Genomic DNA, 23,890 nt, shown 5'->3' on the forward strand with positions numbered 1-23,890 from the left:
CGATGTGATGAATACCTTTACCGAACACGCTGGCGCCACACCCGAAATCTACTCGCTCACCGACGTCAACCGGGTGTTTGGCAAGGGCAAGGACGAGCTGCAAGTGCTCAGCGGAGTCAACCTGGCGCTGCACGAAGGCGAGATTGTCGGCATGCTTGGCCGCTCAGGTTCAGGCAAGTCCACATTGCTGCGGATCATCGCCGGCCTGATCCAGCCTTCGTCGGGTGAAGTCCTGTACAACGGCAAGCCGCTGGACGGCCCGGCCGAAGGCGTGGCCATGGTGTTCCAGACCTTTGCGCTGTTCCCGTGGCTGACCGTGCTGGAAAACGTCGAGGCCGGCCTGCAAGCCCTGCAGGTCGAACGCAAGGAAGCGCGCAAGCGTGCCTTGGCCGCCATCGACCTGATCGGCCTGGACGGTTTCGAAAACGCCTACCCTCGCGAGTTGTCCGGCGGCATGCGCCAGCGCGTGGGGTTCGCTCGCGGGCTGGTGGTCAACCCGACGCTGCTGCTGATGGATGAACCCTTCTCGGCGCTGGACGTGTTGACCGCCGAAACCCTGAGAAACGATCTGCTGGACCTGTGGAGCGGCAAGCAACTGCCGATCAAATCGATCCTGATCGTCACCCACAACATCGAAGAAGCGGTGCTGATGTGCGACCGCATTCTGGTGCTGTCGTCCAACCCCGGTCGGCTGGTGGCGGAAATCAAGGTGCCCTTCGCCCATCCGCGCAATCGCCTGGACCCGGCCTTCCGGCAGATGGTCGATGATATTTACGCGCAGATGACCGATCGCCGCACGGCAGACGCCAGTACCGGCAAACCTGAGCTGAAGATCAGCAGTCCGCTGCAGGAAGTGTCCACCAACCTCATGGCGGGCCTGATCGAAACCCTCGCGGCCGAACCCTACAACGGCCACGCCGGCCTGCCCACCGTGGCCGAGCGGCGCCTGCTGGAAGTGGACGATCTGTTTCCGGTCGCCGAGATGCTCGAATACCTGGGTTTCGCCGAACTCAAGGGTGCCGACATCACCCTGACCGACGCCGGCAAACTGTTCGCTGACTACGGCACGCAAGAGCGCAAGACCCTGTTCGCCGAACACCTGATCCGCTACATACCGCTGGCCGCACGTATCCGCCAGGTGTTGCTGGAACGCAACGGCCACCGGGCGCCACGGGTGCGTTTCGAGCAGGAACTGGAAGATTCGCTGACCGAAGCCTTCGTCGAGAAAAACCTGGAGATCGTGATTGCCTGGGGCCGCTATGCGGAGATCTTCTCCTACGACGACCACACCGAAACGTTCAGCCTGGAGGACGTCGAGGGCAGCATGTAGCCCTCGACCATCCCGGCGTTTCAGATCACGAACAGGTCGACAAAGCGGTTGACCGGCGTCGCCTCAAGCCGCGCCTGATCCTTGCACAGCGCAAGGATCTCGGCGCTGCGCTGGCCGGTGAAACGCGTGGCCAGGTTCGCCTTGAACTTGTCCTCCAGCAACGGAATGCCCTCGGCCCGGCGCCGACGGTGACCGATCGGGTATTCCACCACCACGTTCTGCGTGCTGGAACCGTCCTTGAAAAACACCTGCACCGCGTTGGCAATCGAGCGTTTGTCGGCTTCGAGATATTCGCGGGTGAAGCGCGGATCTTCGACGATGACCATTTTCTCGCGCAGCACATCGATGACCGGATGGGCCCCGTGGAAATCGTCTTCGTACTGCTCCGCCACCAGATTGCCGAACGCCAGCGGCACGGCGGTCATGTACTGGAGGCAGTGATCGCGGTCGGCGGCGTTGGCCAGTGGTCCGACCTTGGAAATGATTCGGATCGCCGATTCGTGGGTGGTGATGACAATCCGGTCGATTTCATGCAGACGATTGCGCACCTGCGGATGCAGGGTCACGGCGGCTTCGCAGGCGGTTTGCGCGTGGAATTCGGCGGGAAAACTGATCTTGAACAGCACGTTTTCCATCACGTAACTGCCGAACGGACGCGAGAAGCTAAAGGCACGTTTATCCTCAGGCTTGAGCGCCAGATCGTTGTTGGTGTGGCTGAACAGCACGTCGTAGAACCCCCACTGCCTGGCCGTCAACACACCGGGAATCCCCATTTCGCCGCGCATCGCGATATCCGCCAGACGTACACCCCGGCTCGATGCATCCCCCGCCGCCCAGGATTTTCGCGAACCGGCGTTCGGCGCATGACGGTAAGTGCGCAACGCCTGACCATCGGCAAACGCCTGGGATAATGCCGACAACAACTGCTCGCGATTGGCGCCCATCAGTTTGGCGACAACCGCCGTCGAGGCTACTTTCACCAGGATCACGTGGTCGAGTCCTACGCGGTTGAAGGAGTTTTCCAGCGCGATCACGCCTTGAATCTCGTGGGCCATGATCATCGCTTCGAGCACGGCGCGTACCGTCAGCGGCGCTTCGCCATTGGCCAGACGCTTTTGCGACAAGTGATCGGCCACCGCGAGAATCCCGCCGAGGTTATCCGACGGATGCCCCCATTCAGCGGCGAGCCAGGTGTCGTTGTAATCCAGCCAGCGCACGATGCAGCCGATGTCCCACGCGGCTTTTACCGGGTCCAGGCGATAGGACGTGCCAGGGACTCGCGCGCCGAATGGCACGACGGTGCCTTCGACGATGGGCCCCAGATGCTTGGTGCATTCGGGAAAGCGCAGGGCCAGCAGGCCGCAGCCCAACGTGTCCATCAGACAGTTGCGAGCGGTGTCGAGGGCTTCGGCGGATTCGATTTTGTAGTTGAGGACGTAATCGGCGATGTCCTGCAGGACACGGTCGTAGTCGGGGCGGTTGTTCAGGTCGACGTTGGCGCTCATTGCGGTTCTCCTGGGTGGGGAATGATGAGTGGTGGGGTCTTCCTCAGGGGCTGGTTGGTTTTTTGTTTAGAGCAGATCGTGGGTGTCTGCTTTGGGGTGTTTCTTCAGTGAGTTTTTCCCCTCACCCTAGCCCTCTCCCGGAGGGAGAGGGAACTGACCGAGATGATCTTTCGAGTGACATCGACCTGGATGCTTTTCGGTGAATCCATAATCGCCAAGATGCTTCAGGTCGCAGGACATCTGATTACGACTCGGTCGGCTCCCTCTCCCTCCGGGAGAGGGCTGGGGTGAGGGCATCGATTTCGGATCAGAAAGAGTCGCCAGGAATGCGGACGTAACCTTCCATGAGAACCCGCGCACTTCGGCTCATGATCGCCTTCTTCACAACCCACTCACCATTCTCCAGACTGGCTTCGGCCCCGACGCGCAATGTCCCGGACGGATGCCCGAACCGCACCGCGTTACGTTCAACACCACCAGCCGCCAGATTCACCAAGGTGCCGGAAATCGCCGCCGCCGTGCCAATCGCCACCGCCGCCGTGCCCATCATCGCGTGGTGCAGCTTGCCCATGGACAACGCCCGCACCAGCAGATCCACATCCCCGGCAGCAATCGCCTTGCCGCTGGACGCCACGTAATCCGCAGGTTTGGCGACGAAGGCAACCTTCGGCGTGTGCTGACGCTTGGCGGCTTCGTCCAGACTGGAAATCAGGCCCATGCGCAGCGCGCCATAGGCACGAATGGTCTCAAACATCTGCAACGCTTTCGGATCGCTGTTGATCGCACTCTGCAGTTCGGTGCCGGCGTAGCCGATGTCTTCGGCGTTGACGAAGATCGTCGGGATACCCGCGTTGATCATCGTGGCTTTGAACGTACCGACGCCCGGCACTTCCAGCTCATCGATCAGGTTGCCGGTGGGGAACATCGAACCACCGCCGCCCTCTTCTTCCGCTGCCGGGTCCATGAATTCGACCTGGACTTCGGCAGCCGGGAAGGTCACGCCGTCGAGTTCGAAATCACCGGTCTCCTGGACTTCGCCATTGGTGATCGGCACGTGGGCGATGATGGTCTTGCCGATGTTGGCCTGCCACACACGAACCACCGCCACACCGTTATGCGGAATGCGGCTGGCGTCCACCAGACCGTTGCTGATGGCGAATGAACCGACCGCCGCCGACAGGTTGCCGCAGTTGCCGCTCCAGTCCACGAACGGCTTGTCGATGGACACCTGACCGAACAGGTAATCGACGTCGTGATCGGCCTTGATGCTTTTCGACAGGATCACGGTTTTGCTGGTGCTCGACGTGGCGCCGCCCATGCCGTCGATCTGTTTGTCGTACGGGTCGGGGCTGCCGATCACCCGCAGCAACAGAGCATCGCGGGTCGGGCCGGGAATCTGCGCGGCTTCGGGCAGATCCTTGAGGCTGAAAAACACGCCTTTACTGGTGCCGCCGCGCATGTAGGTGGCGGGGATTTTGATCTGTGGTGCGTGAGCCATGGATGCTCCTTTTCAGCAAATGCGGGCCGTTCGGCCCGCGTTCGCACAACGTGATTTAAACGGCAACCGCCGACTCTTCGAGGAAGTCCTGGGCGAAGCGCTGCAACACGCCGCCAGCCTCGTAGATCGACACTTCTTCGGCGGTGTCGAGGCGACAGGTCACCGGCACTTCGACGCGCTCGCCGTTCTTGCGATGGATCACCAGCGTCAGGTCGGCGCGCGGCGTGCGCTCGCCGATCACGTCGTAGGTTTCGCTGCCGTCGATGCCCAGTGTCTTGCGGTCGGTGCCCGGTTTGAATTCCAGCGGCAACACGCCCATGCCCACCAGGTTGGTGCGGTGAATGCGCTCGAAACCTTCGGCGGCAATCGCTTCCACACCCGCCAGACGCACGCCTTTGGCCGCCCAGTCACGAGACGAACCCTGGCCGTAGTCGGCGCCGGCGATGATGATCAGCGGCTGCTTGCGCTCCATGTAGGTTTCGATGGCTTCCCACATGCGCATCACTTTGCCTTCCGGCTCCACACGCGCCAACGAGCCCTGCTTGACCTTGCCGTTTTCCACGACCATTTCGTTGAACAGTTTCGGGTTGGCAAACGTCGCGCGCTGCGCGGTCAGGTGGTCGCCACGGTGGGTCGCGTAAGAGTTGAAGTCCTCTTCCGGCAGGCCCATTTTCGCCAGGTATTCGCCGGCGGCGCTGTCGAGCATGATCGCGTTCGAAGGCGACAGGTGATCGGTGGTGATGTTGTCCGGCAGCACCGCCAGCGGGCGCATGCCCTTGAGCGGACGGGCCCCGGCCAGCGCGCCTTCCCAGTACGGCGGACGGCGGATGTAGGTGCTCATTTCGCGCCAGTCGTACAGCGGCGTGACTTTCGGGCCGGTGTCTTCATGGATGGCGAACATCGGGATGTAGACCTGACGGAACTGCTCCGGCTTGACCGAGGATTTCACCACAGCGTCGATTTCCTCGTCGCTCGGCCAGATGTCCTTCAGGCGGATTTCCTTGCCGTCGACCACGCCCAGCACATCTTTTTCGATGTCGAAACGGATGGTGCCGGCAATTGCGTAGGCCACCACCAGCGGCGGCGAGGCGAGGAACGCTTGCTTGGCGTACGGGTGAATCCGGCCGTCGAAGTTGCGGTTACCGGACAGCACGGCAGTCGCGTACAGATCGCGGTCGATGATCTCTTGCTGAATCACCGGATCCAGCGCGCCGGACATGCCGTTGCAGGTGGTGCAGGCGAAGGCGACGACGCCGAAACCGAGTTGCTCCAGCTCCGTGGTCAGCCCCGCTTCATCGAGGTACAGCGCCACGGTTTTCGAACCGGGCGCCAGCGACGACTTGACCCACGGTTTGCGCGTCAGGCCGAGCTTGTTGGCGTTGCGCGCCAGCAGGCCGGCGGCGATCACGTTGCGCGGGTTGCTGGTGTTGGTGCAACTGGTGATGGCGGCGATGATTACCGCGCCGTCGGGCATTTGCCCCGGCACGTCTTCCCACTGGCCGGCGATGCCTTTGGCCGCCAGATCCGACACCGCCACACGGGCGTGCGGGTTGCTCGGGCCGGCCATGTTGCGCACCACCGAGGACAGATCGAAGGTCAGGCCGCGCTCATATTGCGCGCCTTTCAGGCTGTCGGCCCACAGACCGATCTGCTTGGCGTATTGCTCGACGAGCTGCACTTGCTGGTCTTCGCGACCGGTGAGTTTCAGGTAATCGATGGTCTGCTGGTCGATGTAAAACATCGCGGCAGTAGCGCCGTATTCCGGAGCCATGTTGGAGATGGTCGCGCGGTCGCCGAGGGTCAGCGCCGAGGCGCCTTCGCCGAAGAATTCCAGCCAGGCGCCGACCACTTTCTGTTTGCGCAGGTACTCGGTCAGCGCCAGCACCATGTCGGTGGCGGTGATGCCCGGTTGCAGCTTGCCGGTCAGTTCGACGCCGACGCTTTCCGGCAGGCGCATCCACGACGCACGGCCGAGCATCACGCTCTCGGCTTCGAGGCCACCGACACCAATGGCAATCACGCCCAGCGCGTCGACATGCGGGGTGTGGCTGTCGGTGCCGACGCAGGTATCCGGGAATGCCACACCGTCACGTACCTGGATCACCGGAGACATTTTCTCCAGGTTGATCTGGTGCATGATGCCGTTGCCCGGCGGGATCACGTCGACGTTCTTGAACGCCTTTTTGGTCCAGTTGATGAAGTGGAAACGGTCTTCGTTGCGACGGTCTTCGATGGCGCGGTTCTTCTCGAACGCCTGCTTGTCAAAACCGCCCGCCTCCACCGCCAGCGAGTGGTCGACGATCAGTTGCGTCGGCACCACCGGGTTGACCTGCGCCGGGTCGCCGCCCTGCTGGGCAATCGCGTCGCGCAGGCCGGCCAGATCCACCAGCGCGGTCTGGCCGAGAATGTCGTGGCACACCACGCGGGCCGGGAACCACGGAAAGTCTAGATCGCGTTTGCGCTCGATCAGTTGCTTCAGGGAATCGGTGAGCGTGGCCGGGTCGCAGCGACGCACGAGGTTTTCCGCCAGCACGCGAGAGGTGTACGGCAGGGTGTCGTAGCTGCCCGGCTGGATCGCATCGACAGCCGCACGGACGTCGAAAAAGTCCAGCGGCGTGCCGGGCAGGTTCTTGCGAAATTCTGTGTTCATCGGTCAGGACTCGGTCACGGTGATAACAAGGGGTAGGCGCGGCACCAGTACTGAATGAACTCGGTCAAATGTGGGAGCGGGCTTGCTCCGGGCGGCGATCCGACGAAAGCGATATATCAGTCGACATCAATGTTGGATGTCAGTCCGTCTTCGCGAGCAAGCCCGCTCCCACATGGGTTTCCGGTTCATTCAGCAACTTGCGGGGTAGCCTCCACCATTCAGCGACGTTCGATTGGCACGAACTTGCGCTGTTCGACGCCGACGTACTCGGCGCTTGGACGGATGATGCGGTTGTTGGCGCGCTGTTCGAACACGTGCGCCGCCCAGCCGGTCAGGCGCGAGCAGACGAAGATCGGGGTGAACAGCTTGGTCGGGATGCCCATGAAGTGGTACGCCGAGGCATGGTAGAAGTCGGCGTTGGGGAACAGTTTCTTTTGCTCCCACATGGTTTTGTCGATGGCTTCCGAGACCGCGAACAACACCTTGTCGCCCACCTCGTCGGCGAGTTTTTTCGACCAGCCCTTGATTACCTCGTTACGCGGATCGCTGTCCTTATAGATCGCGTGGCCGAAGCCCATGATCTTGTCCTTGCGCTCGAGCATGCCGAGGGTGCCTTTGATCGCCTCTTCCGGCGACGAGAAGCGCTCGATCATTTCCATCGCCGCTTCGTTGGCGCCACCGTGCAGCGGGCCGCGCAGCGAGCCGATGGCTGCCGTGACGCACGAGTACAGATCGGAAAGGGTCGACGCACACACGCGAGCGGTGAAGGTCGAGGCGTTGAACTCGTGCTCGGCGTAGAGGATCAGCGACACGTTCATCACTTTGACGTGCAGTTCGCTCGGCTTCTTGTCGTGCAGCAGGTGCAGGAAGTGGCCGCCGATGGACTGCTCGTCGGTTACGCAATTGATGCGCTTGCCGTCGTGGCTGAAGCGATACCAGTAGCACATGATCGCCGGGAACGCGGCCAGCAGGCGGTCGGTCTTGTCGCGTTGCTCGGAGAAGTCTTTCTCCGGCTCGATGTTGCCCAGAAACGAGCAACCGGTGCGCATCACGTCCATCGGGTGGGCGTCGGCAGGGATGCGTTCCAGCACTTCCTTGAGCGCTTGCGGCAGGTCACGCAGCTTGCTCAGTTTGCCTTGATAGTCGGCGAGCTGTGCCTGGGTCGGCAGCTCTCCGTAGAGCAGCAGGTACGCCACTTCTTCAAACTGTGCGTCTGCCGCCAGTTCGCGCACATCGTAGCCGCGATAGGTCAGCCCGGCACCGGCCTGGCCCACGGTGGACAGTGCGGTTTGCCCGGCAACCTGGCCCCGGAGTCCGGCGCCACTGAGTACTTTTGCTTCGGCCATTGTTGTCTCCAATCTTGAATTTGTTAGGGAGTACGGTTGCGGCTTACTTCTTCGCCGCAAACAACGCGTCGAGCTTCTGCTCGAAGGTGTGGTAATCGATGCGATCGTAAAGCTCCATGCGAGTCTGCATGGTGTCGATGACATTCTGCTGGGTGCCGTCGCGGCGGATCGCGGTGTAGACGTTTTCCGCCGCCTTGTTCATCGCGCGGAACGCCGACAGCGGATACAGCACCAGCGACACATCCGCTCCAGCAAGCTGCTCGGTGGTGTACAGCGGCGTCGAGCCGAATTCGGTGATGTTGGCCAGGATCGGCGCTTTCACGCGGCTGGCGAACAGCTTGTACATCTCAAGTTCGGTGATGGCTTCCGGGAAGATCATGTCGGCGCCGGCCTCGATGCACGCGGCGGCGCGATCCAGTGCGGACTCCAGACCTTCAACGGCCAGCGCGTCGGTGCGGGCCATGATCACGAAGCTGTCGTCAGTGCGGGCATCGACGGCAGCCTTGATGCGGTCGACCATTTCCTGCTGGGTCACGATCTCCTTATTAGGACGGTGACCGCAGCGCTTGGCGCCGACCTGGTCTTCGATGTGGATCGCCGCCGCGCCGAACTTGATCATCGACTTCACGGTGCGAGCCACGTTGAACGCCGAGGCGCCGAAACCGGTGTCCACGTCCACCAGCAGCGGCAGGTCGCAGACGTCGGTGATGCGGCGCACGTCGGTCAGCACGTCATCCAGGCCGGTGATGCCCAGGTCCGGCACGCCGAGGGAGCCGGCAGCCACCCCGCCACCCGAGAGGTAAATCGCCTTGAAACCGGCGCGCTTGGCCAGCAGCGCGTGGTTGGCGTTGATCGCGCCGACCACCTGCAATGGATGCTCGCTGGCGACCGCATCGCGGAAACGCTGGCCTGGAGTGCTCTTGTTGGAACTCATGACTCACCTCGTTCAGTGGCTGTCTTATTGTCGGCGCCGTCCTGGTAATGACGGGCGATGTTGCGTTTCGAGGCGCCGATGTGACGGCGCATCAACAATTCCGCGAGTTCGCCGTCACGGTCGGCGATGGCATCGAGAATCCGGTGGTGTTCGGCAAAGGCCTGGCGCGGGCGGTTGGGCGTGGTGGAAAACTGGATGCGGTACATGCGCACCAGTTGATAGAGCTCGCCGCAGAGCATCTGGGTCAGGGTACGGTTGCCGCTGCCCTGGATGATCCGGTAGTGAAAGTCGAAATCGCCTTCCTGCTGGTAATAGCCGACGCCGGCCTGAAACGCGGCATCGCGCTCATGGGTTTCCAGCACCCGGCGCAGTTCGTCGATTTCTTCGACGCTCATGCGTTCGGCCGCCAGACGACAGGCCATGCCTTCGAGGGATTCGCGGATTTCGTAGAGTTCGAGCAGTTCGGCGTGGCTCAACGAGACCACCCGCGCACCGACGTGCGGCACGCGCACCAGCAGGCGCTGGCCTTCGAGCCGGTGGATCGCCTCGCGCAACGGGCCCCGGCTGATGCCGTAGGTGCGCGCCAGCTCCGGCTCGGAGATCTTGCTGCCCGGGGCGATCTCGCCTTTGACGATAGCGGCCTGGATGCGCCGGAAGACGTTTTCGGACAGGGTTTCCGAATCGTCGCCGCTGATGACCGGGGGATCGAGTTGATCCAGCATATTGTCGACACCTTTAAATCCAATGCGGCAAAAACTAGCGAATCAGCCCGCATCAGTCAAAGGATAAATAGACATTGTCGACAATCGTCTAATAACCCTCAGCATCAACCCCAAGGGTTATAGACCCCCTCGGGCGCTGGCGCCATAAAACCACCGTGCTAGAATGCCGCCCGCATTTGCCAGTCACTTGCACGGCTTGTCATAAAAAGCTGATAGGCACACGAAGGCGCGCGCAGGCAGGATCTCCTGATGCCGTGGCCCTGAACCGAGAACGGACCGCTGCTCGCCAGGATTTATGAGACTCAAGCCCTTCCCCACCTTTTTCTATCTGTTTTGCCTGCCCAGCCTGGCTGTGGCGGGGGAAAAGACTGTGTACGGCCTCAACGAATACGCCGCCCTCGACGGGATCAACCTGGAAGTGGCGGCGAAACTCGACACCGGGGCGAAAACCGCCTCCCTGAGCGCCCGTGACATCAAACGCTTCAAGCGCAACGGCGAATCCTGGGTACGTTTCTACCTGGCCATCGACGCCGCGCATTCGCACCCGATCGAACGGCCGCTGGCCCGGGTCAGCAAGATCAAACGCCGCGCCGGCGACTACGACCCGGAAGAAGGCAAGAAGTACACCGCGCGCCCGGTGATCGAACTGGATATCTGCATGGGCACGGCGATGCGCAGCATCGAAGTGAACCTGACCGACCGCAGTGCGTTCCAATACCCGCTTTTGATCGGCTCCGAGGCGCTGAAACGCTTCGATGCGCTGGTCGATCCCAGTCTTAAATACGCTGCCGGCAAACCCGCCTGCGCCATCGCCGCTCATACCGCCGAGTAATTTCCATGCGTTCTCTAACCTTCCACCTGAAAATCCTGATCACCATTCTGGTGCTCCTGGGCGTTTCGGTTACGGCCTATCAGATTTTCGTGCTCGGTATTCCGGTAACCGAAGACGCCACCGACGACTTGTGGAACATCGACGCCAAGGTCGAGTTCGTCGCCAGCACCAAAGATCCGGTGAAGATCCAGATGTTCGTGCCGCCCCTGAGCCGCGATTACGTCAGCCTCAATGAAAGCTTCATCTCCAATAACTACGGCGTGGCGGTCAACCGTGTCGACGGCAACCGCAAGGTCACCTGGTCGGCGCGTCGGGCCAAGGGCAACCAGACTCTTTATTACCGTCTGGTGCTGACCAAGCGCTACACCGCTGAAAAAACCAAGATCAAAGGCCCGACCTTCCGCGACAGCATCGCCATCGAAGGTCCGGAAAAAATCGCCGCCGAAGCCCTGCTCGCGCCGATCCGCCAACACTCGGCCGACGTCGAAACCTTCATTGGCGAGGCGATCAAACGCGTCAACAACGTCAACGACGACAACGTGAAACTGCTGCTGGCCGGCGATCCGTCGACGCCGCACAAAGCGAAAATCGTCGAACTGCTGCTGTCCATCGCCCACGTGCCGGTGGAAAAGGTCCACACCATCCGCCTCGTCGCCGATCAGCCGCAAACCCCTGAACTGTGGCTGCGCAGCTTCAATGGCACCGACTGGCTGTACTTCAACCCGGAAACCGGCGAACAAGGCCTGCCGACCGATCGCCTGCTGTGGTGGAGCGGCGATGAAAACCTGATCACCGTCGACGGCGGCAAGAAAGCCAACGTGACCTTCAGCCTGAACAACAGCGAGATGAACGCGATTCGTCTGGCCAAGCTGACCGACGAAAACACCGACGCCAACTTCCTCGAATACTCGCTGTACGGCCTGCCGCTGCAAACCCAGCAGACTTTCATGATCATGGTGATGATCCCGATCGGCGTGCTGGTGATCCTGATCCTGCGCAACCTGATCGGCCTGCAGACCCTCGGCACGTTCACCCCGGTGCTGATCGCTTTGGCCTTCCGCGAGACGCAACTGGGCTTCGGCATCCTGCTGTTTACCGTGATTACGGCGCTGGGGCTGTCGCTGCGTTCGTATCTGGAACACCTGAAGCTGCAAATGCTGCCGCGTCTGTCGGTGGTGTTGACGTTCGTGGTGGTGCTGATTGCGGCGATCAGCCTGTTCAGTCACAAGCTTGGTCTGGAACGTGGCCTGTCGGTGGCGCTGTTCCCGATGGTGATTCTGACCATGACCATCGAACGCCTGTCGATCACCTGGGAAGAACGCGGCGCCAGCCATGCCTTGAAAGTGGCGATCGGCACGCTGTTCGCAGCCTCCCTGGCGCACCTGATCATGACCGTTCCGGAGCTGGTGTACTTCGTGTTTACCTTCCCGGCGATCCTGCTGATCCTGGTGGGCTTCATGCTGGCCATGGGTCGCTATCGCGGTTATCGCCTGACCGAACTGGTGCGCTTCAAGGCTTTCCTGAAGAAGGCTGACGCCTGATGTTCGGTTTCTGGAAGACCTGGAAGGCCCTGGAAGCCCGGGGCATCATGGGCATCAATCGGCGTAACGCGGACTACGTGCTCAAGTACAACAAGCGCAGCCTGTACCCGATCGTCGATGACAAGATCATCACCAAGGAACGCGCAATCAAGGCCGGCATTCATGTGCCGGAACTGTATGGCGTGATTTCCACGGAGAAGGAAATCGACAAGCTCGACGAGATCATCGGCGGGCGCAACGACTTCGTGATCAAGCCGGCCCAGGGTGCCGGCGGTGACGGCATCATTGTGATCGCTGACCGTTTCGAGGGTCGCTATCGCACGGTGTCGGGCAAGATCCTCACACACGAAGAGCTCGAGCATCACATCTCCAGCATCCTCACCGGCCTGTATTCGCTCGGTGGCCACCGCGACCGGGCGCTGATCGAATACCGGGTGACTCCCGATCAGATCTTCAAGAGCATCAGCTACGAAGGCGTGCCGGACATCCGCATCATCGTGCTGATGGGCTATCCGGTGATGGCGATGCTACGTCTGCCGACCCGGCAGTCCGGCGGCAAGGCCAACCTGCACCAGGGAGCCATCGGCGTCGGGGTCGACCTGGCCACCGGCCTGACCCTGCGCGGAACCTGGCTGAACAACATCATCGCCAAACACCCGGACACCACCAACGCGGTGGACGGCGTGCAACTGCCCTACTGGGACGGTTTCATGAAGCTCGCGGCCGGTTGTTATGAACTGTGCGGGCTGGGTTATATCGGCGTGGACATGGTGCTGGATCAGGAGAAAGGCCCGCTGATTCTCGAGCTGAATGCGCGGCCGGGGCTGAATATCCAGATTGCCAATGATTGTGGGCTGACGTCACGTACCCATGCGGTGGAAGCGCATCTGGAGGATCTCAAGGCGCGTGGTGTGACTGAGTCGGTTGAAGAGCGGGTGGCGTTTGCTCAGGAGTTGTTTGGGCATATTCCGGCTGTTGAAGGCTAAAAGCTGAAAAGCCCCTCACCCTAGCCCTCTCCCCGAGGGAGAGGGAACTGACCGAGTTGGATGTTCCCACTCCATCGACCTGAAAATCCGGAGTCGAACTCAGGACTTGAAAAGCCCCCGATCTGCCCCCTTTCCCCCTCGCCCCCCTGGGGGAGAGGGCTGGGGTGAGGGGGTTGCTCTTGATTTTGATCTAGGAGCAATCCAAGGAGAGGACTACAATCCCCACCCCGCCTCGATGGCCGATCTGCCCCGCCCATGTTGACCTGTTCCGTACACCCGCTGCCCTACCGCGCCAACCCCGCCGACTATTTTGCGGCCGTCCGCCATGCGCCCGGCGCCGTGCTGCTCGACAGCGGCCGGCCGAATGCCGACCGTGGCCGTTATGACTTGCTCAGCGCCTGGCCGCTGGAACAACTGGCGGTGCTGCCGGACGAGCGCGGCGACGATTTCCTGCAACGCCTGCGGGAAAATCTGACGCGTTTGGGCAAAGCGCAATTGCCTGACGCCTATGATCTGCCGTTCGCCGGCGGCCTGATCGGTTACCTGAGCTACGACTTCGGTCGGCATCTGGAACACCTGCCGAGTCAGGCCAGGGATGATCTGCAACTGCCGGATGCGCGTTTTGGTCTGTACGACTGGGCCTTGATCAGCGATCACCAATCGGCCACCTGCCAACTGGTGTTTCACCCGTCGGTCAGCGACAGCGAAAAACAACGGCTGATCGATGTGTTCAGCCAACCGGCGGTCGCCAGACTGACCCCGTTCAAGCTCAACAGCCCGATGGCGGCTGATCTTTCAGCCGACGCGTACCGTCAGGCATTCGAACGCATCCAGCATTACATTCAGTCCGGCGACTGCTATCAGGTCAACTTCGCCCAGCGTTTCCGTGCACCGTGCGAGGGCGATCCATGGCTGGCCTACTGCAAGTTGCGCGAAGCCTGCCCGACGCCGTTTTCCGGGTTCCAGAGCCTGCCCGACGGCAACGCGGTGCTGAGCCTCTCGCCCGAGCGCTTCGTCAAAGTCAGCCAGCGTCAGGTGGAAACCCGTCCGATCAAGGGCACCCGCCCCCGTGGCGCGAACCCGGCCGAAGACGCCGCCAACGCCGCCGAACTGCTGGCCAGCCCCAAGGATCGCGCGGAAAACCTGATGATCGTCGACTTGCTGCGCAACGACCTGGGCCGCACCTGCCGCATCGGCTCGGTGCGGGTGCCGGAGTTGTTCAGCCTGGAAAGCTATCCGAACGTGCATCACCTGGTCAGCAGCGTGACCGGTGAGCTGGCGGAGGATCGCGATGCCCTTGACCTGATCGCCGGCAGCTTCCCCGGCGGCTCGATCACCGGCGCGCCGAAGATTCGTGCGATGCAGATCATCGACGAACTGGAACCGACTCGACGCGGTTTGTATTGCGGCTCGTTGCTGTACCTGGACGTGCGCGGAGAGATGGACAGTTCCATCGCCATTCGCAGTCTGTTGGTGAAGGATGGGCAGGTGTGCTGCTGGGGCGGTGGCGGGATTGTGGCCGATTCGGACTGGGAGGCGGAGTATCAGGAGTCGATCACCAAGGTCAGAGTCCTGCTCGAAACCCTGCAGAACCTCTGACGAGTGTGGCGACGGCGGTTGCGCCCTCGCCACAGCATGACTTACAGGCTCAATTCGCGATTCGAAGCCTTGAGAAACTCCTGCTTCAACTCGGCAAACGTATGCACCGCCGGAAACTGCGGAAACTCCCGAATCACGTTATCCGGCGCGTGGAACAGAATCCCCGCATCCGCTTCGCCCAGCATGCTGGTGTCGTTGTAGGAATCCCCCGCCGCAATCACCCGGTAATACAGGCTCTTGAAGGCCAGGACCGACTGACGCTTCGGATCTTTCTGACGCAACTGATAGTTTGTCACCCGCCCGCTTTCGTCAGTAATCAGACGGTGGCAGAGCAAGGTCGGGAAGCCCAGTTGACGCATCAGCGGCTGGGAAAATTCGTAGAAAGTATCCGACAGAATCACCACCTGAAACCGCTCGCGCAGCCAGTTGACGAATTCCACCGCGCCGTCCAGCGGCTTGAGCGCGGCGATCACTTCCTGAATGTCCGAAAGTTTGAGGCCATGCTCGTCGAGAATGCGCAGGCGCTGTTTCATCAGCACGTCGTAGTCGGGAATGTCCCGGGTGGTGGCCTTGAGCGATTCGATTCCGGTTTTTTCGGCGAAGGCGATCCAGATTTCCGGTACCAGCACCCCTTCAAGATCAAGACAGGCAATTTCCACAGGACACTCCATTTGTAATGTTTATTGAGTCGAGCGAGCCCGAACTCTAGCGGCTCGTTCCGGGCCACGCAACGCAGAGTGCCCCCCGGCCTGCGCCGCTTTTTGTTAATATCGCCGCCATATAGAGCGCCCAGCGCCACCGACCTGTAGGAAGCCGCCCTGATGAGCCCAACGTTCGACGTCGTGGAACTCGCCACGACCTATGCCAACAAATCCGCCCAGGACATCCTCAAACTCGCGTTCGCCGAGTTCGGCGATGACCTGTGGATATCTTTCAGCGGCGCCGAGGATGTGGTGCTGGTGGACATGGCCTGGAAGCTGAACAAGAACGTCAAGGTGTTCAGTCTCGACACCGGCCGCCTGCACCCGGAGACCTACCGCTTCATCGATCAGGTGCGCGAGCACTACAAGATCGACATCGAACTGGTCTCGCCGGACTACACGAAACTCGAACCGTTCGTGAAAGAAAAAGGCCTGTTCAGTTTTTACAAGGACGGCCATGGCGAGTGCTGCGGGATCCGCAAGATCGAGCCACTGCGCCGCAAACTGTCCGGCGTCAAAGCCTGGGCCACCGGCCAGCGCCGCGACCAGAGCCCGGGCACCCGCAGCGCGGTCGCGGTAATGGAAATCGACAGCGCGTTCTCCACCCCGGAGCGTACGTTGTACAAATTCAACCCGTTGGCGCAGATGACCAGCGAGGAAATCTGGGGCTACATCCGCATGCTGGAGCTGCCGTACAACAGCCTGCATGAGCGCGGCTTCATCAGCATCGGCTGTGAACCGTGCACCCGCCCTGTGCTACCAAACCAGCACGAGCGCGAAGGCCGCTGGTGGTGGGAAGAAGCCACCCAGAAAGAATGCGGGTTGCACGCGGGGAATATCATCAGCAAGGCGTAAACCATTCGGCCCACAGTTGTCTCTGCCAGACATGAAAAATGTGTACACACGAATGTCACCATCAGTGCCATTTATGTGTGCACTTTTCATTTCCGCGCCCTGAAAAGTTACATCCAACTCCCAAAGCGATCCCTGACGGCGTCCGCCAAAATCCCTCCCGAAAAATAAATACCTGTTCAAACGGTCAATTTATATCGCCTGATTTTCAGCGACTTAGCGCTGTTCAATAACTTTTCGAAATCAGCGGTGGTTTTCATAGATCGCTGACTGGCACAGATCTGGCTTTAGTGCATACATGTTTTGTATACAAAACCGCAAAACATGAACCCACACTTTCGATCCGCAAGCCTGAAGCGCCCTATCCCGTACAGGCTGCAGATGCCCCGTAACCAGTGATGTTTCAGCGTCGCGACGAAGATCTGCCGAGCCCGAGCGCTCATGCACAGTCATCGCGGCCCGAACATCAGGAGCCTGCCGGAATGCGTACGAGTCTTTCGAACAACAACATCGCGCTGAATCTGCCCTCCTCCTCAACCCTCGATCACACCGTGCCCGGTGACGGCATCGCCGAACCGCTGCAACTGAGCCCGCGCCTGCACAACAGCGACCTCGCGCCCACCAAGGTCGAAGGACGGCGCTGGGGCAAATACAGCATCTTCGCCCTGTGGACCAACGATGTGCACAACATCGCCAACTACTCGTTTGCCATCGGTCTGTACGCCTTGGGCCTGGGCGGCTGGCAGATTCTGCTGTCGCTGGGGATCGGCGCGGCGCTGGTGTATTTCTTCATGAACCTGTCCGGTTACATGGGGCAAAAAACCGGGGTGCCTTTCCCGGTGATCAGCCGGATCAGTTTCGGCATTCACGGGGCGCAGATTCCTGCGTTGATCCGGGCAGTCATCGCCATCGCCTGGTTCGGGATTCAGACATACCTGGCGTCGGTGGTGTTTCGCGTATTGCTCACGGCTGTCCACCCCGGTTTCGCCGAGTACGACCACAACTCGATCCTCGGCCTGTCGAGCCTGGGCTGGGTGTGTTTCGTGGCGATCTGGTTCGTGCAGTTGGGGATTCTGGCCTACGGCATGGAAATGGTCCGCCGCTACGAAGCCTTCGCTGGGCCAGTGATTTTGCTGACCGTCGCCTGCCTCGCCGTGTGGATGTACACCCAGGCCAACGCAACGATTGCCTGGTCGATCCGCGAACCGCTGACCGGCGGCGAAATGTGGCGCAACATTTTTGCCGGCGGCGCCTTGTGGCTGGCGATCTACGGCACGCTGATCCTCAACTTCTGCGACTTCGCCCGTTCTTCGCCGTGCCGCAAAACCATCAAGGTCGGAAACTTCTGGGGCCTGCCAGTGAATATTCTGGTGTTCGCCGGGATCACCGTCCTGCTGTGCGGTGCGCAATTTCAGATCAACGGGCGGATCATCGAAAGCCCGACCGAAATCATCGCTTCGATCCCCAACACGTTCTTTCTGGTGCTCGGCTGCCTGGCGTTCCTGATCGTCACCGTGGCGGTGAACATCATGGCCAACTTCGTCGCCCCGGCCTTCGTGCTCAGCAACCTGGCGCCGAAGTACCTGACCTTCCGCCGCGCCGGGCTGATCAGCGCAACGATTGCCGTGCTGATCCTGCCGTGGAATCTCTACAACAGCCCGCTGGTCATCGTGTACTTCCTGTCCGGCCTGGGCGCCCTGCTCGGCCCGTTGTACGGCGTGATCATGGTCGACTACTGGTTGATCCGCAAAGGCCGGATCCACGTGCCGCAGCTGTACAGCGAAGATCCGAACGGCGCGTATTTCTACAGCCGCGGGGTCAATCTGCGAGCCGTCGCGGCGTTCATTCCGGCCGCGCTGATCGCCATCGTCCTGGCGCTGGTGCCGGGCTTCCACAGCGTTTCGCCCTTCTCCTGGCTGATCGGTGCCGGCATTGCCGGGATGCTCTACCTGATCATCGCCAAACGTCAGCCGCACTACGCCGACGTGGATGGTGAAGCCATCGCCGTCGACAACGTCAGCCACTGAATCCTTTGGCGGCCCTTCGAGGGGCCGCAGAACCAACCGTAATAAGGACTTCCCATGCGAATTCTCGTGGTCAACGTCAACACCACCGAATCCATCACCCAGGCCATCGCCCGCTCGGCACAGGCTGTGGCTTCCCCCGGTACGGAGATCGTCGGTCTGACGCCGTACTTCGGCGCTGATTCAGTCGAAGGTAATTTCGAAAGCTATCTGGCGGCTATCGCCGTGATGGACCGGGTGATGTCCTACGACCAGCCGTTCGACGCGGTAATCCAGGCCGGCTACGGCGAGCACGGTCGTGAAGGTTTGCAGGAGTTGCTCAACGTTCCCGTGGTCGACATCACCGATGCCGCCGCCAGCACCGCGATGTTTCTGGGCCACGCCTATTCGGTGGTCACCACGCTGGATCGCACCGTGCCGCTGATCGAGGATCGCCTGAAACTCTCCGGCCTGTGGGATCGCTGCGCCTCGGTGCGAGCCAGTGGTCTGGCGGTACTGGAACTGGAACACGAACCACAACGAGCGCTGGAAGCGATCGTGCATCAAGCCGAACTGGCGGTCACTCAGGATAAAGCCGAAGTTATCTGCCTCGGTTGCGGCGGCATGGCCGGGCTCGACGAGAAAATCCGCCAGCGCACCGGGGTGCCGGTAATCGATGGCGTAACCGCCGCGGTAACTATCGCCGAATCGCTGGTTCGACTAGGGCTGTCGACATCCAAAGTGCGGACTTATGCGACGCCACGACCGAAAACCATCATCGGCTGGCCAGCACGTTTTGCGCGTTGAACCGCTCGGCGAGACCCTGGGCTGAAAACTGCTCGATGACAAAATCGACGAACGCCCGGGTCTTGCCCGGCAGCAATTTGTGTTCGGCGTAATAGATGGAGATGTTGCCGTCATCGACGTACCAGTCGGGCAAGACTCGCTGCAACGTCCCCGCCTCAAGATAACTGACGGCAAACGGCATACTCACCAACGCAATCCCCAACCCCTGCGCCGCCGTGGCGCAGGCAGCTTCGGAATCGCTCATGGTCATTCGCGCCTTGAGGGTCAGCGGGCTGTGTTGTTGCGTGCGATGCGTCAGTTGCCAGGAACGCATGCGTCCGGTCTGCGGAGAGCGGATCAGGATGCCCTCGTGCAGTTTGAGGTCGTCCGGTTCGCTGATCGGCGCGTGGCGATCCAGATAATCCTTGGAAGCCACCAACACCCGATGCGCCGGCGTCAGCCTGCGCGCCACCACGCCTTGGGGCAGCTCAAAGCCACCGCCAATCGCCGCATCGAACCCCTGACCGATCAGATCGACCTGTCGGTTATCGAAGTGCCAGTCCGGGTTGATCGCCGGAAACCTTGTCAGGAACTCCCCCAGCAACGGCACGATGTACAAGCGGCCGAACACCGTACCCATGCTGACCTTCAACGTGCCAGCGGGTTGACCACCGGCGCTGGCCAGATTGTTCACAGCGTTCTGGATGGTGGTGAGACTGCCACTGACCTCACTCAGAAACAGCTGCCCCGCTTCCGTCAGGGTCAGCCGGCGGGTGCTACGCTGGAACAGCCTCACGCCGAGGCGCACTTCCAGTTTCGCCACGCTTTTACCCACCGCGGCCGGTGTCAGGCTCAGGCGGCGCGCGGCCTCGGCAAAGCTGCCGACTTCGGCACTGCGCACAAAGCATTCGATACTGCTGAAGGTTTCCATGGCCGCCACTCTAAACTTTTGGTTTACACAGACTATAGCAACCACGGTCTACCCGCCTGTTGGCGAGGGGCAGATACTCGGCACCACACCAAGGCAGCCTGCCTTGAAACTTCTGGAGATCGAACATGACCACTCAACACCTCAGCGGTAAAGTCGCTCTGATTCAAGGCGGCTCTCGCGGCATCGGTGCCGCCATCGTCAAACGCCTGGCCGCTGAAGGCGCCGCGGTTGCCTTTACTTACGTCAGCTCGGCCGCCAAGGCTGAGGAACTGCAAAACAGCATCACCGCGACCGGCGGCAAAGCCCTGGCGATCAAGGCTGACAGCGCCGATGCCAGTGCCATCCGCAACGCGGTGAACGCAACGGTCGAGACCTTTGGCCGCCTCGACATCCTGGTCAACAACGCCGGCGTGCTGGCTGTCGCCCCGCTGGAAGACTTCAAACTGGAAGACTTCGACCAGACCCTGGCAATCAACGTGCGCAGCGTGTTCATCGCCAGCCAGGAAGCCGCCAGACACATGGGCGAAGGCTCGCGCATCATCAACATCGGCAGCACCAACGCCGACCGCATGCCCTTCGCCGGTGGCGGCGTATATGCGATGAGCAAATCCGCGCTGGTCGGCCTGACCAAAGGCCTGGCCCGCGACCTCGGCCCACGCGGCATCACTATCAACAACGTACAGCCCGGCCCGGTCGATACCGACATGAACCCGGCACACGGCGATTTTGCCGAAAGCCTGATCCCGCTGATGGCGGTGGGTCGCTACGGTAAAGCCGAAGAGATCGCCAGCTTCGTGGCTTACCTCGCAGGCCCGGAAGCCGGCTACATCACTGGTGCCAGCCTGACCATCGACGGTGGTTTTGGCGCCTGATTGATCAGATTGTCGATAACGAAAAACGCCGCCCCTCCTTTAACAGAGGGGCGGCGTTTTTATGTCGGCAGTTTGATCAGGCCCAGTCCAGCGCCGGCAAACCACAAGCACTCGGCGTGAACGCTTTCAACGTACGAAGAATCCCGTCAGCGTGTGCGTATTTTTCATCGGCCATGGCTGCATCGGGAATCGCGATGGCGGTCATGCCCGCTGCTTTCGCCGCCGTCACGCCGAACGGCGAGTCCTCGAACACCAGGCAATCTTCCGGCGCCACACCGAGACGGCGAGCGGCGGTGAGGAAAATGTCCGGCGCAGGCTTCGCAGCGCCGACTTCCGGGTCGTCGGCGGTGACGATGAAGTCGAACAACGCAAACCAGTCGCGGTGCAACGTGGTTTTCTGACCGAACGACTGGCGCGATGAACTGGTACCGACCGCAATCGGAATATTGTGCGCCTTGAGATGGCGGATCAGTTCCTCGGCGCCCGGCATGGCTTGCGCGGTGGGAAAACGCTCGCGCATCAGCGGCTCGCGGATCACCAGAAACTCTTCGGCGGTGATCGGCAGATCCAGTGCTTCGACCACGTAGCGCGCCAGATCGCCAGCCCCACGGCCGATGATGTTCTGCTTGATGCTCCAGTCAAAGGTGCGCCCGTAACGCGCAGCAATCAGTGAGGTGACCTCGGTGTAGATGCCCTCGGTGTCCAGCAGCAAACCGTCCATATCGAAAATCACGGCCTTGATCGGGCCGAACGCCTTCAGCGGTGCATTCATCATCGGATCCGTTATCAAAAACATCCCAGGCGACATGAGGTGCCGCTGCTCGGATCTGATTAAAGGGTTCAGCAGCATAACGAGCGCAGCCGAGGTTGAGCAACGGGCAATGTCGGTTGCCAGCCGAACGCTGCCAGGCACATTTAAAGAATTGCCCTACAGACATCGCCTACTTGCCTGACTTCTTTCCTGTTTGATCCCCCGCAAAGTTTCGCGCCATTCCACTGATGCGCGCGAGTGACTGCGAATGCTTCCATCCGATCGACTCCTGTCCCTGAACAACAGCATTGGTTTGCTGGTGGTGGCTGCGCTGAATCCTGACCAGCCTGACGTCGAAACGCTGCTTCAGGAATTCCGCCTCTGCCTCAACAACTATGAAAACTGGGCCGAGCAGTTCTGGACAGGAACCGCGCTGGATGTCGACCAGGTGTTCAAAGTCGGCAACGAGGTCCAGCTCAGTGCGCCGGTTGGCAGTCGAAAGCCCGTCAGCACTTCCGTGGCCATGTGTCCCGCCACCGGGCCCCTGACACTGGTACACATGTTCGAAGCCGCGCGCTTCGTCCCGATCGGCGATACGCCGGTGACCCTGGAGCCGGTCATTTCCGATGTCGACGGTGTCCTGGAATTCGGCGAACCGCGGCATTACACCATCGGCCCCAGCGGCATTCTCGAGGTCAGTGACTGCGACCGGGGCCAGCGTTATCGAATCACCTTCTTTCCCGATGTTTCCGCTTCGCATATCCAGACGCTGTACGCCTCATATCAAGGACTGATCGAGGGCCTCGAAAGCTGGCTGCGGGAGGAATGGAAAGGTTTTCAACCGCAATGGACAACGTTTTCCAGCGCCGGCTTCACCGAGCGTTACGGTCAGTTGCAACAGGCCGACTGGCGCAGCTTCGAAAAAGCCCTGAACGGCGTCTGGGATGACGTGAAGCAACTGTTTGCCCTGCTCGCCGACTTGCAGGTCAACAGTGAAAAACTTCTGCATTACCTGTCCGCCGCCGAGCTGGAGGCCTTGCTCCAAGCCTCCTCCGAGACTATCGCCAATGGCTTGCTGATGCTCAGCGACGAGCCGCTGCTGTTCATTTATCTGGCGGCCTTCACCAGTTGGCTGAAGATGCTGCCGCCGCAATACCTGGCCGAGGTGGTCGCTGAAGTCCGGGCCGAATTGCTGATCAGTTTTTTGCTGATGTGTGTGTCGGGTGGCATGGGCGTACCGCTGCGCTTGAGCACCAAGGCACTCGGCAAGATCAAGTCGCCGCGCGCCCGGGAATGGCTGGCGGCGTCGGCGTTGCGGGTGGCAGAGCTGACTTCGGCACCCGATCTGACCCGGCATGCGAGCGCTTTGAAACCGCTGATGGTCAATGCACGTCCGGCACCGTTGCGGCCGACACCTGCCATTGCGCTGGAGATTCGCACGGCCGACTCGCTGGTACTGACGGTGCCCAATCCGGCGGCCATTGCGCGCAACAAGTCCCAGGGCATGACGCAAATGAAGCGGCATGAGCCTCACGACGACAAGCCTGATCAGGCGAAAAATCCCAATGGCGACAGCGCCGATTGCGCAGCGCTGACCTGCACCAACGGTTGTCCAGTGTCGATGGTCACCGGCGAAGAGCTGCTGACTCTGACCGATGGCGTGCTCGACGGGTTGTTGCCGTTCGAGTTCAGCCGGTTGTACCGCACCAGTGCGGCCGAGATCGATGTCGGGTTGGGGTTTGGCTGGAGCCATTCGCTGGCGCATCGGCTGGAGGTCGAGGGCGACGGCGTGATCTGGGTTGACCATGAGAACCGGCGCACGCGGTTTCCGTTGCCGAGTGTCGAGCGGCCGGCGATTCACAACAGCTTGTCGCGGGCGGCGATTTTTCTGGGGGATGAACCGGAGGAACTGATCGTTGCGCTGGCGGGGGACGCGGCGCGGTTTTATCACTTTCGGGCTGGGCGTCTGACCGCTGTTAGCGATGCCTATGGCAACCGTCTGACGGTGCATCGGGATCTTTCCGACCGGATTCAGCGGCTGGATAACGGGG

The 23,890-nt window shown here is 61.1% G+C and carries 19 protein-coding genes; 10 read left to right on the forward strand and 9 right to left on the reverse strand.

What is annotated here, in order from left to right; translation table 11 throughout:
- The first annotated feature begins 7 nt into the window (after positions 1 to 7).
- On the forward strand, positions 8 to 1,330 hold the full coding sequence (locus ACW9HX_RS19770; RefSeq protein WP_457381901.1) for an ABC transporter ATP-binding protein: 1,323 nt from the start codon (positions 8 to 10) through the stop codon (positions 1,328 to 1,330).
- Positions 1,331 to 1,350: 20 nt separating this feature from the next.
- Here the strand turns inward: ACW9HX_RS19770 and prpD are convergent, their stop codons facing one another.
- The 6 genes from prpD to ACW9HX_RS19800 all read right to left on the reverse strand — a co-directional run bounded on the left by prpD (position 1,351) and on the right by ACW9HX_RS19800 (position 9,982).
- Positions 1,351 to 2,835, reverse strand: coding sequence for a 2-methylcitrate dehydratase (gene prpD, locus ACW9HX_RS19775; RefSeq protein ID WP_457381902.1), 1,485 nt, complete (start codon positions 2,833 to 2,835; stop codon positions 1,351 to 1,353).
- A gap of 307 nt (positions 2,836 to 3,142) precedes the next feature.
- Positions 3,143 to 4,333, reverse strand: a complete 1,191-nt coding sequence (prpF, locus tag ACW9HX_RS19780) for a 2-methylaconitate cis-trans isomerase PrpF (RefSeq protein WP_457381903.1) — start codon at positions 4,331 to 4,333, stop codon at positions 3,143 to 3,145.
- Positions 4,334 to 4,388: 55 nt separating this feature from the next.
- Positions 4,389 to 6,983 carry a Fe/S-dependent 2-methylisocitrate dehydratase AcnD gene (acnD, locus tag ACW9HX_RS19785; RefSeq protein ID WP_457381904.1) on the reverse strand — a complete coding sequence of 865 codons (2,595 nt, stop codon included), beginning with the start codon at positions 6,981 to 6,983 and terminating at the stop codon, positions 4,389 to 4,391.
- A 218-nt stretch (positions 6,984 to 7,201) separates the two neighbouring features.
- Positions 7,202 to 8,329, reverse strand: coding sequence for a bifunctional 2-methylcitrate synthase/citrate synthase (prpC, locus tag ACW9HX_RS19790; RefSeq protein WP_457381905.1), 1,128 nt, complete (start codon positions 8,327 to 8,329; stop codon positions 7,202 to 7,204).
- 43 nt (positions 8,330 to 8,372) lie between these two features.
- Positions 8,373 to 9,263: a methylisocitrate lyase gene (gene prpB / locus ACW9HX_RS19795; RefSeq protein ID WP_007951973.1), complete on the reverse strand. Its 891-nt coding sequence runs from the start codon at positions 9,261 to 9,263 to the stop codon at positions 8,373 to 8,375.
- Complete coding sequence (locus ACW9HX_RS19800) at positions 9,260 to 9,982, reverse strand: GntR family transcriptional regulator (RefSeq protein WP_169432611.1); 723 nt, start codon at positions 9,980 to 9,982, stop codon at positions 9,260 to 9,262. The genes prpB and ACW9HX_RS19800 overlap by 4 nt, the downstream gene beginning before the upstream one ends.
- A gap of 298 nt (positions 9,983 to 10,280) precedes the next feature.
- On the opposite strand from ACW9HX_RS19800, the gene rloA reads away from it, so the two are divergent.
- From rloA to pabB, 4 genes are all read left to right on the forward strand, one after another.
- Complete coding sequence (gene rloA / locus ACW9HX_RS19805; protein ID WP_096822528.1) at positions 10,281 to 10,817, forward strand: retropepsin-like aspartic peptidase RloA; 537 nt, start codon at positions 10,281 to 10,283, stop codon at positions 10,815 to 10,817.
- Between the two features lie 5 nt (positions 10,818 to 10,822).
- Complete coding sequence (rloB, locus tag ACW9HX_RS19810) at positions 10,823 to 12,358, forward strand: osmotic stress tolerance membrane protein RloB (protein WP_096822529.1); 1,536 nt, start codon at positions 10,823 to 10,825, stop codon at positions 12,356 to 12,358.
- The gene (locus ACW9HX_RS19815) at positions 12,358 to 13,344 is read left to right on the forward strand and encodes an alpha-L-glutamate ligase-like protein (RefSeq protein WP_457381906.1); all 987 of its coding nucleotides are present in this window, start codon (positions 12,358 to 12,360) and stop codon (positions 13,342 to 13,344) included. Before rloB ends, ACW9HX_RS19815 begins: the two co-directional genes overlap by 1 nt.
- 255 nt (positions 13,345 to 13,599) lie before the next feature.
- Positions 13,600 to 14,943, forward strand: a complete 1,344-nt coding sequence (pabB, locus tag ACW9HX_RS19820; RefSeq protein WP_457381907.1) for an aminodeoxychorismate synthase component I — start codon at positions 13,600 to 13,602, stop codon at positions 14,941 to 14,943.
- 41 nt (positions 14,944 to 14,984) lie between these two features.
- Here the strand turns inward: pabB and thrH are convergent, their stop codons facing one another.
- Positions 14,985 to 15,602: a bifunctional phosphoserine phosphatase/homoserine phosphotransferase ThrH gene (gene thrH, locus ACW9HX_RS19825; protein WP_457381908.1), complete on the reverse strand. Its 618-nt coding sequence runs from the start codon at positions 15,600 to 15,602 to the stop codon at positions 14,985 to 14,987.
- A gap of 162 nt (positions 15,603 to 15,764) precedes the next feature.
- Between thrH and ACW9HX_RS19830 the strand changes: the two genes are divergently transcribed.
- The 3 genes from ACW9HX_RS19830 (at position 15,765) to ACW9HX_RS19840 (ending at position 19,306) form a co-directional block, all read left to right on the forward strand.
- Positions 15,765 to 16,499 carry a phosphoadenylyl-sulfate reductase gene (locus tag ACW9HX_RS19830; protein WP_085711886.1) on the forward strand — a complete coding sequence of 245 codons (735 nt, stop codon included), beginning with the start codon at positions 15,765 to 15,767 and terminating at the stop codon, positions 16,497 to 16,499.
- 479 nt (positions 16,500 to 16,978) lie between these two features.
- Complete coding sequence (locus ACW9HX_RS19835; RefSeq protein ID WP_457381909.1) at positions 16,979 to 18,523, forward strand: NCS1 family nucleobase:cation symporter-1; 1,545 nt, start codon at positions 16,979 to 16,981, stop codon at positions 18,521 to 18,523.
- A 54-nt stretch (positions 18,524 to 18,577) separates the two neighbouring features.
- Positions 18,578 to 19,306 carry an aspartate/glutamate racemase family protein gene (locus ACW9HX_RS19840; RefSeq protein ID WP_085711883.1) on the forward strand — a complete coding sequence of 243 codons (729 nt, stop codon included), beginning with the start codon at positions 18,578 to 18,580 and terminating at the stop codon, positions 19,304 to 19,306.
- Here the strand turns inward: ACW9HX_RS19840 and ACW9HX_RS19845 are convergent.
- Positions 19,275 to 20,216, reverse strand: a complete 942-nt coding sequence (locus ACW9HX_RS19845) for a LysR family transcriptional regulator (RefSeq protein ID WP_457381910.1) — start codon at positions 20,214 to 20,216, stop codon at positions 19,275 to 19,277. The two genes, ACW9HX_RS19840 and ACW9HX_RS19845, sit on opposite strands and share 32 nt — an antisense overlap.
- 125 nt (positions 20,217 to 20,341) lie before the next feature.
- Here ACW9HX_RS19845 and ACW9HX_RS19850 point away from each other — a divergent pair, with 125 nt between their 5' ends.
- A complete protein-coding gene (locus tag ACW9HX_RS19850) occupies positions 20,342 to 21,088 on the forward strand; it encodes a 3-oxoacyl-ACP reductase family protein (RefSeq protein ID WP_457381911.1) in 747 nt (248 codons plus the stop codon).
- 76 nt (positions 21,089 to 21,164) lie between these two features.
- Here ACW9HX_RS19850 and ACW9HX_RS19855 read toward each other — a convergent pair whose 3' ends face one another.
- Positions 21,165 to 21,860: an HAD-IA family hydrolase gene (locus ACW9HX_RS19855; RefSeq protein WP_039769963.1), complete on the reverse strand. Its 696-nt coding sequence runs from the start codon at positions 21,858 to 21,860 to the stop codon at positions 21,165 to 21,167.
- A gap of 247 nt (positions 21,861 to 22,107) precedes the next feature.
- On the opposite strand from ACW9HX_RS19855, the gene ACW9HX_RS19860 reads away from it, so the two are divergent.
- Positions 22,108 to 23,890 (forward strand): DUF6531 domain-containing protein (locus ACW9HX_RS19860; RefSeq protein WP_457381912.1); only part of this gene is annotated, 1,783 nt, incomplete at its 3' end.

Source organism: Pseudomonas sp. SDO52101_S400 (genome assembly GCF_054071635.1).